Consider the following 13,065-nt stretch of genomic DNA (forward strand, 5'->3'; position numbering starts at 1 on the left):
GTCGGCGCGGCGCCTTATCCCGGAAGCTTGTCCGGACCGGTCCCGACGCGCTTGCCGCTCAAGGCCTCGAGCTGCAGCAACAGCGCCGAGTGGTCGTAGTTCGAGCCGCCGAGCCCGTCGCGCAGCTCGACGAAGCGGTCGCGCACGTCCTGCAGCAGCGGCAGCGTCACGCCCGCTTCCGCCGCGGCGTCGAGCGCGGTCTCGAGGTCCTTCACCTGCAGCCGCACCGGACCGCCGGGCACGAAGTTGCGCTCGACCATCCTGAGGCCATGCTCCTGCAGGATGCGGCTTTCGGCGAAGCCGCCGCGGATCGCCTCGCGCACGGCGCCGGCGTCGGCTCCGCCCGCGGAGGCCAGCAGCAGCGCCTCCGACACCGCGCCGATCGTCACCGCCACGATCACCTGGTTCGCGAGCTTCGACAGCTGGCCGGCGCCGGACGGCCCGACGCGGATGGCGCGACCCATAGGCGCGAACACCGGCTTGACCACGTCGAAGGTCTCCGCCGCGCCGCCGGCCATGATGGCGAGCGTTCCCTCCGCCGCGCCGCGCGTGCCGCCGGAGACCGGCGCGTCGATATGCCGAAGGCCCATCTCGGCGAGCTTCAGCGCGTGCTCGCGGGCGACCGCCGGCGGGATCGAGCTCATGTCGATCACGACGCCGCCCGGTTTCAGCGCCGCGGCCGCGCCGTCCGGCCCGAACAGCACCTCGCCGACGATCGCGCCGTTCTCCAGCATGGTGACGACGACGTCCGCCTTCGCCGCGGCGTCGGCGGCGGTCGCCGCCACCGTCGCGCCGTCGGCCGCCAGAGCTTCGGCCTTGGCGAGCGTGCGGTTCCAGGCGGTCACCGCGAAGCCCGTCCCCAGCAGGCGGCGCGCCATCGGCGCCCCCATGAGCCCGGTCCCGAGAAAGGCGATCGTCGGAACAGTTGTCATGGCGTCGATCTTTCGTCGCGAGGATGCGGGCCGCGCGGTTATCGCCTCGCGGCCGGCCGGCGCGCAAGAGCGACCTGCGGCCCGTCGCCGCCCCCCGGTTCGCCATCGCGGCCGGATCGGCGATAGTGCCGGCCGCCCACCCTTCCCTTTCCCCACCACGGAACGGAACCATGGACGCCCTTGCCCTGCTCCGCCCCCTCGGCGCTGCAGCCCTCGTCGCCGTCGCGCCTCTGGCGGCCTCCGCCCAGACCAGACCCGCCGAGCCCAGCGGGCGCGTCGAGGAACTGCTCTCGAAGATGACGCTCGAGGAGAAGATCGGGCAGCTGAACATGGTTTCGATCGTGCCCAACGTGGAGCCGGGCTACGACCGGATCGTGAAGGGCATCGCCGCCGGATCGGTCGGCAGCGTCTACAACGTGCACGGCGCGGACGACACGCGCGCGTTCCAGAAGGAGGCGGTGGAGAACTCCCGCCTCAAGATCCCGCTGTTCCTCGCGCTCGACGTCATCCACGGCTACCGCACGATCTTCCCGACGCCCTTGGCGCAGGCCGCGAGCTGGGACCTCGCCGCCATGGAGAAGGCCGAGCGCGTCGCCGCGCGCGAGGCCGCGGCCTCGGGCATCAACATGATCTTCGCCCCCATGCTCGACGTCAGCCGCGATCCGCGCTGGGGCCGCGGCGTGGAGGGGATCGGCGAGAGCGCCTGGCTCGGCGCGCGCATCGCCGAGGCGCGGGTGCGCGGCCTGCAGGGCTCGGACCTGAAGGACCGCGACAGCGTCGTCTCCTGCGCGAAGCATTTCGGCGCCAACGGGGCGGCCGCCGGCGGGCGCGACTACACCGCCTCCGACCTCTCCGACCGCGCGGTGCGCGAGATCTACATGCCGCCGTTCGAGGCCGCCGCGAAGGCCGGCGCGCGCTGCTTCATGGCGGCGCTGAACGCCAACGACGGCGTGCCGAGCGCCGCGAACAGCCACCTGATCGAGGAGGTGCTGCGCCACGACTGGGGCTTCGACGGGATCGTCACCAGCGATTTCCTCGCCGTGAACGAGATCGTCAACCACGGCGTCGCCGCGGACCAGGCGGACGCGTCGCGGATCGCGATCAACGCCGGCACCGACGTCGACATGGAGAGCCAGGCCTATGTGAAGCGCCTGCCGGACCTCGTGCGCTCCAGCGCGGTCCCGCCCGCGCGGCTCGACGAGGCGGTGCGCCGGGTGCTGAAGCTGAAGGACGACCTCGGCCTGTTCGACGACCCCTACCGGGGCGCGACGCCCGAGGGCGAGAAGGCCGCGCTGCTGACCAAGGCCAACCGCGACGCCGCGCAGGACATCGCCGAGAAGTCGCTGGTGCTGCTCAAGAACGAGGGCGAGGTGCTGCCCTTCGCTCGGGATGTGAAGCGCGTCGGGCTGGTCGGCCCGCTGGCCGAGGGCCAGGCCGACACGCTCGGCCCCTGGGCCGCCCGGGGCGTGCCGACCGAGACCTCGACGCTCGCCAAGGGCCTCGCCGAGCGCCTCGGCTCGTCCGCCGAGCTGACCGTGACGGCCGGCGGCTCGACCTTCGGCTCCAGCGACGACGAGGTCGCCGCAGCGGTCGAGACCGCCCGGCGCTCCGACGTCGTGGTGCTCGCCGTCGGCGAGCGCTTCAACCAGTCCGGCGAGGCCGCGAGCCGCGCGGAGCTCGGCCTGCCCGGCGATCAGGAGCGCTTGGTCCGGGCCGTGCTCGCCGTCGGAAAGCCCACCGCCGTCGTGGTGTTCGCCGGCCGTCCGCTCGTGCTGACGGACATCGCCGTGCGGGCGAAGGCGCTGCTCTACGCCTGGCAGCCGGGCACCATGGGCGGCCTCGCCATCGCCCGCACGCTGATGGGCGACGTCGCGCCCGTCGGCCGGCTGCCGATGACCTTCCCCCGCGCCGTCGGCCAGATCCCCACCACCCACGACCAGCGCCCGGGCGGCCGTCCGCCCGAGACGCCGGAGAAACCCTACACCTCGAGCTACTCCGACGAGGGCCACGCCCCGCTCTACGCCTTCGGCTACGGTCTGACCTACACCTCGTTCCACTACGGCCCGCCGAAGCTCGACCGCGACGCGATCAAGGACGGCGAGACCGCGACGGTCTCAGTGTCGATCCGCAACGTCGGCGAGCGGCCGGGCGTCGCCATGGCGCAGCTCTACCTCCGGCCGGAGGTCGCCGCCGTCTCGCAGCCCGCGAAGGTCCTGCGCGGCTTCGGCCGGGTGGAGCTCGCTCCGGGCGAGACCAAGACCGTGACGCTGCCGGTCTCGGTCGCCGACTTTTCCTACTGGCGCACGGCCTCGGACGTCGTCGCGACGCCCGGCCCGATCAGGATCATGACCGGCCCGAACGCCGGCGACACCCAGGACGCGACGCTCGCCTACAAGCCATAATGGCGGCCGCGACCGCCGGTCAGCGCCCGCCGTCATCCCCCCGGCTCGTCCGGGGGATCCACTTGCCCGCGTGCTTATCGAACGGCTGGACGCCCCGGACGAGCCGGGGCATGACGCGGAGGGTGTTAGCGTGACCTGAGCTCTACCCGGCCGCTCCTCAGTGCAGGCGGAACTCGGCCCGCACCGGCTTGAGCTCCGCCGGGCCGATCAGCGCCTTGTGGCCGACGCGGACGGAGTGGAGCATGCCTTCCAGCTCCTTCCGCCACCACTCCAGGAAGCCGCGCAGCACGGGGTAGTTCGGCGCGTGGTCGTACTCCTGCCAGACGTAGGACTGGAGCAGCCCGGGGTGATCCGGCAGCCGGTAGAGGATTTCGGCCGTCGTCAGGCCGTAGCCTTCGAGCTGGCGCGCGAAATCGCTCTTGGTGGTCAGGGGTGAGGCTGGCGCGGCCGGCGCAATCCCGCCCGCTCTGTCGTCGTATCCGCTCATGTCGAACTCCATCGCCGAACGGCGCGGTTTGCCGACGCGCCGTCTCCCACGGAAGAGATTTTGCAAGACGTTACATCCCCATGACAATATCCAAAGGTTAACAATCTGCTAAAACGCAAATACTAGCAGCAAGTGGCGGTGAGTGCTAAGCGCGAATGCTTAAGCATGGGACAAGAGGACATGCGCGAGATCCGGTGGAAGGGGCGGCTCGTATCACGCGGAGCCGCGCCGGAGCGCCGACAGGAAGCGCGCCAGCATCCGCCCCCAGCCCCGAAGCGCTCGCGCCGAGGAGGGCTCTCGAAGGGAGACGTCGCCCCCATGCGCACCGCCTATCTCGCCGTCGCAGCGCTGCTGTGCCTCGCCGCCGCTCCCGCCCGCAGCGCCTGTTTCGACGCCTGTTTCGGATCGAAGGTCGCCGCCGAGTCCGACGACATCGCCGTCAAGGACGCTGCGACCGCCTGCCGTCAGAGCTGCGACGCGGAGTCCCAGACGGCCCTGGACCGGCAGGGCTTCAGCGCGCAGGTGAAGTCCTGCCGCGCTCATCCGATCAGCCTCGAGGAGTTCCGCAAGGTGCGCGGCGCGAGCCCCTCCTATCGGGTTCAGTCCAACGTGTTCCTGTGGGACGTGACGAACCCGTTCCCGGACAAGGTGCTGACCAAGATCGAGGTCTCGACCCAGACCATGGAGCTGAACGACCTCGCCTTCGTCGGCACAGGCCTCGTGCCGCCCTCCTCCACCGCCACCTTCGTGATCCCCGCCTTCTACGAGGGCTACCCCGCCGTTCGGTTTTCGGCGAAGGTCAGCGCCATCTGGGCCTGCGACCTGAAGTGATTTGGCCCCGAACGACCGGGCGACGGACGTTGTAATGACCGAGCTTTTCACCATCGGATACGAAAGCGCGACGCCCTCGTCGCTCGCGGACGCCCTGGTCGAAGCGGGCGTGCAGACGCTGGTCGACGTCCGCGCGGTCGCGAACTCCCGCCGGCCGGGGTTTTCGAAGCGCGCGCTCGCGGCCGAGGTCGAGGAGCGCGGCCTGAGCTATCTGCACCTCCGCGCGCTCGGCACGCCGGCGGACGGCCGCGCGGCCGCCCGCTCCGGCCGCCACGCCGAGATGCGCCGCATCTTCGAAGCCCATCTCGTCACCGAGCCCGCCCAGGAGGAGCTCGCCGCCCTCACGGCGCTCGCGGCGACCGGGCGAAAGCTCTGCCTGCTCTGCTTCGAACGCGAGCCCGAGCATTGCCACCGCCTGATGATCGCCGAGCGCGTGGAGCAGCGCCTGCCCGACGTCGAGATTTCCCACATCCACCCGCTAACCGCGGCGTTTCTGGGCAGGTGAGGCGGAGGGGTCAGGCCGCCTCGCCGATGCGCAGCTCCGTCCGGAGACCGATCACGTTCGCCATCGTGTAGAGCGTGTCGAGACTGAACAGATCGATCTTTCCACGCATCAGATCCGAGACGCGCGGCTGCGCGACGCCAAGCCTCTTGGCCGCTTCGGTCTGCGTCCAACGCTTGCGCCGGATGTGCGCCTCGATCGCCCCCATCAGTTCGGCCCGCACCTTCAGGGTCGCGGCCTCGGCGGGGTCGCTCTCGATCGCGTCCCACACGCTGGAAAACCGATAACCGCTCATTCTCAAGCTCCTGCGTCAGCTCGCGATCCCTTTGACCGCTGTGCCTCTACAAATAACATCACACAGGATTTGGCCGAATTGACTGAGATCCGCCAAGGTTTTGTGGAACGGCGTGCATTTATGAGCAATCGACCAGCCGATTAAATTCAATTACTATATCAGATACACATTTATACATATCAATTAAGAGCTCGAGGACCGGTGTAGATAGAATTACATTCATTTTACGCTCCACCTCATCACGTTTTAGAAACTCCTGTTCAAAATATATTGTAGGAAATAAAATGACCCCAGAATTCAGTATCTTAATGATATGTTCCGCACTTGGGAATTTACTTTTTGGAACCGAAAAAATAAAACCATCATCATAATAACTATCAGTCTCGATGGCCCGGATCATCATCAGTCCAGTCAATTCACCGAGATTTATCTGTTCATTTAGGTCGCCATACGGATTTCCGCCAATGCCATTTGGCAGAGCGTTCTGCCGAGATAGGGGCGCCAGCGCCCAATGACGCCCGGATTTGGACAAATCACTAATTGCAAATAGTAGAGTATCTCCGTCTCCATAAGGCTTTAAGGTTTGAATGTAAGTTTTTACATCTTGAGATACATAGCGCAAATCCTTCGACTGAGAGCTCCAGTCTTTGTGCGATCGTGCAAAAGGAAATGCAGGGTCTTTTTTCACAAAATCAGGATGCGTTTTAGACGCAGAAAATACAGCAGCATCGAGGGTCGATTTTAGTTGATTTAGGACGATTTCGACTTCGATAAATATATCGTCGGGTATCTGATCGAATTTTATTTCTATGTCGTAATAATCATTGTATTCGCAATTCAACCTAAAGGGAGATGTGTTGGAATGGGCAAATTCACGAATTCGTCTTTCCAGCTTGCCGATACGGCTCTGTAAATCCGCAAGCTTAACTTGGGAAGCCCTAAAGCTCATTGCGTCCCTTATTGCCGGTCGAGCGAAAGCCCACGGAATCCAATCGGCTTTCGCACGCGTCCTATTTGCGGATTATACAAAAGCTTGTATAATCCGCAACGTAGCGCCCCTCACCCCTCGTATGTCGCCGGCAGCCCGTCGAGGAACCGCGCGGCGTCAGCGCGGATTTCGGCGACGCGCTCCGGGGTCATCCGCGCGAGGTTGCGGTAGGGCATGGCCAGCCGATGGTTGCGCCCGAGCGCCTCTTCGTTCCGGATAAGAAAATCCCAGTACAAATAGTTGAACGGACAGGCATTTTCTCCGGCCTTAGCCTTCACGTCATAGCGGCACGTCTTGCAGTAGTCCGACATCCGGTCGATGTAGGCGCCGGACGCCGCATAGGGTTTTGACGCCAGCATGCCGCCGTCGGCGAACAGCGCCATACCCTGCACGTTCGGCAGCTCCACCCACTCGTAGGCGTCGGCGTAGACCAGCAGGAACCAGTCCTGCACCTCGCGCGGGCGGACGCCGGCGAGCAGCGCGAAGTTGCCGAGCACCATCAGGCGCTGGATGTGGTGGGCGTAGGCGTGGTCGCGGGTGTCGCCGACGCAGTGCGCGAGGCAGTTCAGGTCGGTCTCGGCGGTCCAGTAGAGGTCGGGGAGTTTTCGATCAGCGCCGAGCGCGTTGGTCTCGCGGTACTCCGGCATCTTCAGCCAGTAGACGCCGCGGACATACTCCCGCCAGCCGAGGATCTGGCGGACGAAGCCCTCGACCGCGTTCAGCGGCGCCGCGCGCGCATCATAGGCCGCCACCGCCGCGTCGCAGACCTCGCGCGCCGTCAGCAGCCCGGCGTTGAGGTAAGGCGAGACGACGCCGTGAAACAGGAAGGGCTCGCCGGCCTTCATCGCGTCCTGATAGTCGCCGAAGCGGGGCAGCGCCTCGCCCACGAAGGCGTCGAGCGCCTCCAGCGCCTGCGCGCGCGTCCAGCCCCAGCCGTAGTGGTCGAGCGTCCCGAAATTGCCGGAAAAGCGCGCCTCGACCAGCGCCATCACCTCCCGGACCGCGGCGTCGGGCTCGAAGCGGACGCGGGCGGGCGGCTCCACGCCCTTCGGCAGGCTCTTGCGGTTGTCGGGGTCGTAGTTCCACTGGCCGCCTTCCGGCGCCTCGCCGTCCATCAGCAGGCCGCTCTCCTTCCGCATCTCGCGGTAGAAGAACTCCATCCGCAGCCCCTTGCGGCCGTGCGCCCAGGCCTCGAAGCGTGCGCGCGAGCACAGGAAGCGGTCGTCTTCGCGGATGACGACGTCGGCGTCGAGCTCCTCGCGCCAGTCCTGCATCATCTCGAGCACGCGCCATTCGCCGGGCTCGGTCAGCGTGAGGCGGTCGCAGCCATGGCGCTCGAGCGCGCGCTTGACCTCGCCGCCAAGCGAGCCGGCGTTGCTGGCGTCGTCGAGCGCGACGTAGTCCACGGTCACGCCTTCGCCGCGCAGTTCCTCCGCGAAAGCGCGCATCGCGGCGAACAGGAAGACGAGCTTCTGCTTGTGATGGCCGACGTAGCTCGCCTCCTCCATCACTTCGGCCAGGAGCACGACGTCGACGGCGACGTCGAGGTCTTTCAGCGAGGCGATGCCGCGGGTGAGCTGGTCGGCGAGAAGCAGGCGGAGGGTTTTGGCCACGGGCGACATACGCGCCAATCGCGGCCGTGGTTCGCTCCGGCGCGCTCGGCGTCCGCCGCGGCTCCCTTAAGTGAACGCGACATGCGTTCCACGCTCCGCCGTCGCCCCGGGCTCGTCTCAAGTCTCATAAGCCCGCCGGTGGAGATGGTGCTGAACCAGGCAGGCTTATGGATTCCGGGACTTCGCCCGGAATGACGGCGTGGTTCAATGCGTCGGCGAACCAACTCCCAAACGGAAAGCGGCGGCCTCGCGTCTCCGCGAAACCGCCGCTTTCAGATGTCACCCGCGCCGCGCCCCGATCAGATGTCGTGGCCGCGCTTCTTCATTTCCTGCCGCATGCGGCTCACCACGTCCTGGCTCATCTGCCGGCTCCAGGCGTTGGTCTTCTCGTAGCTCGCCTGCAGCACGGCCGGCAGGATCTGCACCAGCTTCTTGCCCGAGGGCGTGGTGTAGAAGGTCTTGATGTCGGTCAGCTCCTGGTCGGAGAAGCGCTCGGCGTAGACCGTCGCGACGTCGTTGAGCAGCTGCTCGCGGCGCGCCTCGAACTCGGGCTGCAGCGTCTTGATGACCTCGTCGAAATCCTTGGACAGCTCGGGCCGGGTGCGCACGAAGGTGCGCTTCGCCTCGTCCAGGAAAATCGGAATGATGCCGTCAAAGGTCTCAGCGGCGCCGGAGACGTCGATCACCTCCCGCGCCGTCTTGAGTTTCGCCTCCTGCGTTTCGTCGGCCCAGGCCGGCGCGGCGGAGACGGCGAGGGCGAGCCCGGCCGCGGCGCCGATCCGGCGCAGGGCGATGCGAAACGTCATGCGAATCTCCTTGAGGCTTCCGGGATCGAGCGGCCTTGCGGCTCGATCGTGACGACGCCGTTCGCGCTCGCGACGAGCGCGAGGTCGGCGAGGCCGATGAACAGTCCGTGCTCGACCACGCCCGGGATCGCGGCGAGCGCCGCGGCGAGCTCTTCGGGTCGGTCGATGCGGCCGAACTTGCCGTCGACGATGTAATGGCCGCCGTCCGTCACGATCGGGCAGGCGTCTTCCGCCCGGCGCATGTCGATCTCGCCGGAGAGGCCGAGATCGCGCGCGACGCGCTCGACGGCGCGGCGGGTGGTCTCCTTGCCGAACGGCACGACCTCGATCGGAAGCGGGAAGCGGCCCAGCGTCTCGACGAGCTTGGAGTCGTCAGCGATCACGATCATCCGCTTGGAGGCGAAGGCGACGATTTTCTCGCGCAGCAGCGCCGCGCCGCCGCCCTTGATCAGGCGCAGCTGCGGGTCGATCTCGTCCGCGCCGTCCACCGTCAGGTCGAGCTCGGGCTCCTCCTTCAGCGTCGTCAGCGGCACGCCGTAGCGCTCGGCGAGCTCCCGGGTCGACTCGGAGGTCGGCACGCCGACCACGTCGAGGCCCTGGCTCACCTTCTCGCCCAGCAGCTCCACGAACAGCGCGGCCGTGGAGCCGGTGCCGAGGCCGAGCTTCATGCCTGGCCGCACGTGCGCCAGCGCGGCCTCCGCCGCGGCGCGTTTGAAGTCGTCGATGCTCAAGGGGTCCCTGTCCTTTTCAGCCGGCGAAGCCGGCGACGAGCGAAATGGCGTCTGCGCGGACGCCGCGCCGCGGACCGCCGCGGCGCCGGCCTGCGTGCGCTGCGCCGAGGCGCGGCCGCGTGGCCAAGATTACCTTAGAGGTGATGCCGCCTGCGGCGGATTCAATGACGTCGCGCATGCCGTATAGCCGCTCATCGTCCCGCGCATAAAAAGCAGACGCCGGCCGTTCGACTGGCCGCGTCGGCGTATTCGTCCGCCCGGAATGACGTCTTCGTCCCCGGAACGACGGCGGCATACCACACCCGGACGCGGACCGGCCAGACCTGTCGCGGCCCTCAACGCGCAAGCGGCGTGCAGACCACCTGTTCGCCGAGCACGTAACACGAGCTCATGCGGCCGGAGCGGCGGTCCACCCGGAACACGCCGCCCTCGCGGCTGTGGTTGGAGGCGACCAGATCATAGACGCCCGGCTGCTGCGGCCCCGCCCCCTCGCCGGCGGGGAAGCAGAGCGTCACGCCAACGGTGCCGTCCTTCACCGCATACTGGCAGGAGCCCATCTCGCCGGTCGCCCGGTCGACCCGGTACATGCGGTTGAGATCGACCTGCGGGGCGGCGAGGAAGGCGTGGTCGGGCTGAGGGTCGGGCGTCTGGGCCAGCGCCGCGCCTCCGAACAGGACGGTCGCGGCCAGCGCGGCGCTCAGACGGGCGATCGGCATGGGGGCCACCTCGGGGTCAGCGATTCGACCCGGCCGAGGGTAGCAGGACAGGCGCCCGCGCGCGCCGGCTTGCGCCGTGGGGCGCGCGCCCTGTAGAGGCTGACGCGTCCTCCCCCCGCATCGGGATCCGCTCATGTCCGCAGCGCCGCTCACCGTCGTCTTCGACCTCGACGGCACCCTCGTCGAGTCCGCGCCCGACCTCGTCGAGGCGCTGAACGTGGTGATGGCCGCGGAGGGCTGCCCGCCGATCCCGATCGCGGAGGTGCGCGGCATGATGGGCGCCGGCGCCCGCGCGCTCGTCGAGCGCGGCCTGGCCGCCGCCGAGCGCACGCCTGCGAAGGAGCGCGTCGGCGAGCTCTACGCGCTGTTCCTCGAGCACTACGAGGCGCACATCGCCGACAGAAGCCACGTCTTTCCCGGCGTCGACGCCGCGCTCGACCGGCTCGACGCCTCGGGCGCGAAGCTCGCCGTCTGCACCAACAAGCTCGAGCGCTTCGCCGTGAAGCTGATGGGCGAGCTCGGGATCGCGAACCGCTTCGGCGCGATCGTCGGCGGCGACACCTACGGCGTCGCCAAGCCCGACGCCGCCCCGCTGCTCGGCGCGATCGCGCAGGTCGGCGGCGACCCGGCGCGCGCCGTCATGATCGGCGACAGCGGGACAGACGTCGCCGCCGCGAAGGCCGCGGGCGTGCCCTGCGTGGTGCTGAGCTTCGGCTACACCTCCGTCCCCCCGCGCGAGCTCGGCGGCGACGTGGTGATCGACCATTTCGACGAGCTCGACGGCGCGCTGGCGCGGCTCGGCCTCGCCTGAGGTCAGGCGCCCGGCGAGGGCGGGCTCGCCTTGCGGACCCGCGCCCGCTTGATGCCGAGCTTGCGCTCGCGCAGCACCACCGCGACGCCGGAGCCGACCACGATCGCCCCGCCGATCACCATCGGCATGGACGGCAGGTCGCCAAACGCCAGAAAGCCGATCGCGAGCGCCCAGAGGATGGTCGTGTACTCGAACGGCGCGATCAGCGACGCGTCCGCGTGCCGGTAGCCTTCGGTGAGCAGGATCTGCGCGACGCCGCCGACGAGGCCGGTGCCAACCAGTAGCAGCGCCGTCCGCGCGTCGGGCCAGACCCAGCCGAAGGTCAGCGAGACCGTGAGGCCGATCACTGTCGACCAGACGGTGAAATAGAACACGATCGCGCCGGTGCCCTCGCTCTGGGTCAGACGGCGGATCTGGATCATCGCCGCCGCGGTCAGCACCGTGGCGCAGATCGCGAAGGCGGCCCCCACCGCGGTCTCGCTCGCCTGCGCGCCGCCCGTCACCACCGAGGCCAGCGCCCCGGATTCCAGCTGCGGCCAGAGCATAATCACGACGCCCGCGAGCCCGATCGCGACGGCGGTCCAGCGGTGCGCCATCACGCGCTCGCGAAGCAGCACCGCCGCGAAGATGATCGTCATCAGCGGCGAAGCGTAGCCGAGCACGGTCGCGTCCGGCAGCGGCAGGCGGGCGAGGCCCGCGAACATGCAGAACATCGAGCCGACGCCGATCGCGCTGCGCAGCATGTGCCCGAACGGCCGCTTGGTCTTCAGCGTCCTGACCACGTCCCCGCGCCACATCAGCCAGGCCATCAGCGGCGCCAGCGCGAACAGCGAGCGCGCGAACACCACCTGCCCTGTCGGCACGTCCGTGCCGATGGCGCGGACCATCGACGCCATCACCGTGAACAGGAAGGCGGAGAGAAGCTTGAAGCTGACGCCAAGGAGCATGGAACCGCGGGGCCTTGCGCGACGCGCCTGGTGTGGCGCGTCGCCGCGGGCGGGCATACCACGGCGCGTCCCCTCCCCCGGCGGTCAAGCGATGACTTTTGCGCAGGGCAGCATTGCGACGATCGGCGAGCTGGCCGCTCGGGAGCGCGTCTAGCCCGACGTCACGTCCTCGTCGCGCTCGGCTCCTTTCGGCCGCAGCCAGCGGGCGACCAGCCAGCAGACCAGCGCCCAGGACGCGCCCATGCACCAGCCCGCGAGCACGTCGGTCGGATAATGCACGCCGAGATAGACGCGGCTTACGCCGATCACGAGCGTCAGTGCGACCGCCACGCCGAAGATGAAACCGCGCACGCTCCGGCGCTTCTCGGTGCGGGCGAGCAGCACGCCGAGCGTGAGGTAGGTCGCGGCCGAGAGCATGGCGTGGCCGCTGGGGAAGCTCGCGGAGGAGACGTTCACCAGATGGTCGACGAGCTCGGGCCGCGGGCGGGCGAAGCCCATCTTGAGCACGGAGCTGAGCACGGAGCCGCCGGCGACCGAGGCCAGCACCAGCCACGCCGCGCCCGTCCGCGCGGTGATGAAGAGATAAACCACGACAAGAGTGGTCAGCAGCGCCAGCACCGTCCAGCCGCCCAAGCTGGTGACGTCGATCATCGCCGCCTCGAGCCACCACGGCCCGATCGGCCGCGCCGGGTCGTCCGCCTGCCGCAGGGCGAGCAGGATCGACTCGTCGAAGGCGCGGGTCTGGCCCTCCGCCATCTCGTCCGCGATCTGGGTGAACGCGAAGGCCATGCCCGACGCCACCAGGAAGGCGATGAGCGTGTTGAACTCCGGCATGCGCCAGGCGGGCGTGTAGCGGCGAAGCGTGGAGAGCGACTTGAGGTCCAAGGGAGATCCCGGCGGCTGGATGCGGACGTCGTGCGAGATAGAGCGGGAGCTTCGGATTTCGAACGGAGGTTCGGTCGCCGGAAGGCTTCCCGCGAAGGCTTCGCGCAAGAGCGAGACCG

Annotated in this window: 14 protein-coding genes; 4 read left to right on the forward strand and 10 right to left on the reverse strand. The window is 68.4% G+C overall.

What is annotated here, in order from left to right:
* Positions 1-14: 14 nt before the first annotated feature.
* A complete protein-coding gene (locus K244_RS0108045; protein ID WP_020185743.1) occupies positions 15-932 on the reverse strand; it encodes an NAD(P)-dependent oxidoreductase in 918 nt (305 codons plus the stop codon).
* A 170-nt stretch (positions 933-1,102) separates the two neighbouring features.
* Here K244_RS0108045 and K244_RS0108050 point away from each other — a divergent pair, with 170 nt between their 5' ends.
* Positions 1,103-3,334: a glycoside hydrolase family 3 N-terminal domain-containing protein gene (locus K244_RS0108050; RefSeq protein WP_020185744.1), complete on the forward strand. Its 2,232-nt coding sequence runs from the start codon at positions 1,103-1,105 to the stop codon at positions 3,332-3,334.
* Between the two features lie 157 nt (positions 3,335-3,491).
* Here K244_RS0108050 and K244_RS0108055 read toward each other — a convergent pair whose 3' ends face one another.
* Entirely contained in the window at positions 3,492-3,821 is a 330-nt protein-coding gene (locus tag K244_RS0108055; protein WP_155931645.1) for an usg protein, read from the reverse strand.
* 318 nt (positions 3,822-4,139) lie between these two features.
* On the opposite strand from K244_RS0108055, the gene K244_RS0108060 reads away from it, so the two are divergent.
* A complete protein-coding gene (locus K244_RS0108060; protein WP_020185746.1) occupies positions 4,140-4,652 on the forward strand; it encodes a hypothetical protein in 513 nt (170 codons plus the stop codon).
* Between the two features lie 34 nt (positions 4,653-4,686).
* Complete coding sequence (locus K244_RS0108065; RefSeq protein ID WP_020185747.1) at positions 4,687-5,157, forward strand: DUF488 domain-containing protein; 471 nt, start codon at positions 4,687-4,689, stop codon at positions 5,155-5,157.
* A 10-nt stretch (positions 5,158-5,167) separates the two neighbouring features.
* Here K244_RS0108065 and K244_RS0108070 read toward each other — a convergent pair whose 3' ends face one another.
* From K244_RS0108070 to K244_RS0108095, 6 genes are all read right to left on the reverse strand, one after another.
* A complete protein-coding gene (locus K244_RS0108070) occupies positions 5,168-5,449 on the reverse strand; it encodes an XRE family transcriptional regulator (protein WP_024816388.1) in 282 nt (93 codons plus the stop codon).
* 118 nt (positions 5,450-5,567) lie between these two features.
* Positions 5,568-6,398 (reverse strand): hypothetical protein, encoded by an 831-nt coding sequence (locus tag K244_RS23535; RefSeq protein ID WP_155931647.1) that lies wholly within the window; start codon positions 6,396-6,398, stop codon positions 5,568-5,570.
* A gap of 110 nt (positions 6,399-6,508) precedes the next feature.
* Positions 6,509-8,050 (reverse strand): cryptochrome/photolyase family protein, encoded by a 1,542-nt coding sequence (locus K244_RS0108075; RefSeq protein WP_245259749.1) that lies wholly within the window; start codon positions 8,048-8,050, stop codon positions 6,509-6,511.
* 299 nt (positions 8,051-8,349) lie between these two features.
* Positions 8,350-8,856, reverse strand: coding sequence for a DUF2059 domain-containing protein (locus K244_RS0108080; RefSeq protein ID WP_020185750.1), 507 nt, complete (start codon positions 8,854-8,856; stop codon positions 8,350-8,352).
* Positions 8,853-9,587, reverse strand: a complete 735-nt coding sequence (gene rpiA / locus K244_RS0108085; protein ID WP_020185751.1) for a ribose-5-phosphate isomerase RpiA — start codon at positions 9,585-9,587, stop codon at positions 8,853-8,855. The genes K244_RS0108080 and rpiA overlap by 4 nt, the downstream gene beginning before the upstream one ends.
* 335 nt (positions 9,588-9,922) lie before the next feature.
* On the reverse strand, positions 9,923-10,303 hold the full coding sequence (locus K244_RS0108095; protein WP_020185753.1) for a hypothetical protein: 381 nt from the start codon (positions 10,301-10,303) through the stop codon (positions 9,923-9,925).
* Between the two features lie 133 nt (positions 10,304-10,436).
* On the opposite strand from K244_RS0108095, the gene gph reads away from it, so the two are divergent.
* Positions 10,437-11,114, forward strand: a complete 678-nt coding sequence (gene gph, locus K244_RS0108100; RefSeq protein WP_020185754.1) for a phosphoglycolate phosphatase — start codon at positions 10,437-10,439, stop codon at positions 11,112-11,114.
* Between the two features lie 2 nt (positions 11,115-11,116).
* On the opposite strand, the gene K244_RS0108105 is transcribed toward gph, so the two are convergent.
* On the reverse strand, positions 11,117-12,061 hold the full coding sequence (locus tag K244_RS0108105; RefSeq protein WP_020185755.1) for a DMT family transporter: 945 nt from the start codon (positions 12,059-12,061) through the stop codon (positions 11,117-11,119).
* Positions 12,062-12,211: 150 nt separating this feature from the next.
* Positions 12,212-12,946 (reverse strand): phosphatase PAP2 family protein, encoded by a 735-nt coding sequence (locus K244_RS21635; protein ID WP_245259750.1) that lies wholly within the window; start codon positions 12,944-12,946, stop codon positions 12,212-12,214.
* Positions 12,947-13,065 lie beyond the last annotated feature (119 nt).

Origin of the sequence: Methylopila sp. 73B, assembly GCF_000526315.1 — a bacterium.
Taxonomy (GTDB): Bacteria; Pseudomonadota; Alphaproteobacteria; order Rhizobiales; family Methylopilaceae; genus Methylopila.

Coding starts and splice junctions, on each gene's coding strand:
- K244_RS0108045 (WP_020185743.1), bottom strand. CDS start 932: ATGACAACTGTTCCGACGATCGCCTTTCTCGGGACCGGGCTCATGGGG.
- K244_RS0108050 (WP_020185744.1), top strand. CDS start 1,103: ATGGACGCCCTTGCCCTGCTCCGCCCCCTCGGCGCTGCAGCCCTCGTC.
- K244_RS0108055 (WP_155931645.1), bottom strand. CDS start 3,821: ATGAGCGGATACGACGACAGAGCGGGCGGGATTGCGCCGGCCGCGCCA.
- K244_RS0108060 (WP_020185746.1), top strand. CDS start 4,140: ATGCGCACCGCCTATCTCGCCGTCGCAGCGCTGCTGTGCCTCGCCGCC.
- K244_RS0108065 (WP_020185747.1), top strand. CDS start 4,687: ATGACCGAGCTTTTCACCATCGGATACGAAAGCGCGACGCCCTCGTCG.
- K244_RS0108070 (WP_024816388.1), bottom strand. CDS start 5,449: ATGAGCGGTTATCGGTTTTCCAGCGTGTGGGACGCGATCGAGAGCGAC.
- K244_RS23535 (WP_155931647.1), bottom strand. CDS start 6,398: ATGAGCTTTAGGGCTTCCCAAGTTAAGCTTGCGGATTTACAGAGCCGT.
- K244_RS0108080 (WP_020185750.1), bottom strand. CDS start 8,856: ATGACGTTTCGCATCGCCCTGCGCCGGATCGGCGCCGCGGCCGGGCTC.
- K244_RS0108095 (WP_020185753.1), bottom strand. CDS start 10,303: ATGCCGATCGCCCGTCTGAGCGCCGCGCTGGCCGCGACCGTCCTGTTC.
- gph (WP_020185754.1), top strand. CDS start 10,437: ATGTCCGCAGCGCCGCTCACCGTCGTCTTCGACCTCGACGGCACCCTC.
- K244_RS0108105 (WP_020185755.1), bottom strand. CDS start 12,061: ATGCTCCTTGGCGTCAGCTTCAAGCTTCTCTCCGCCTTCCTGTTCACG.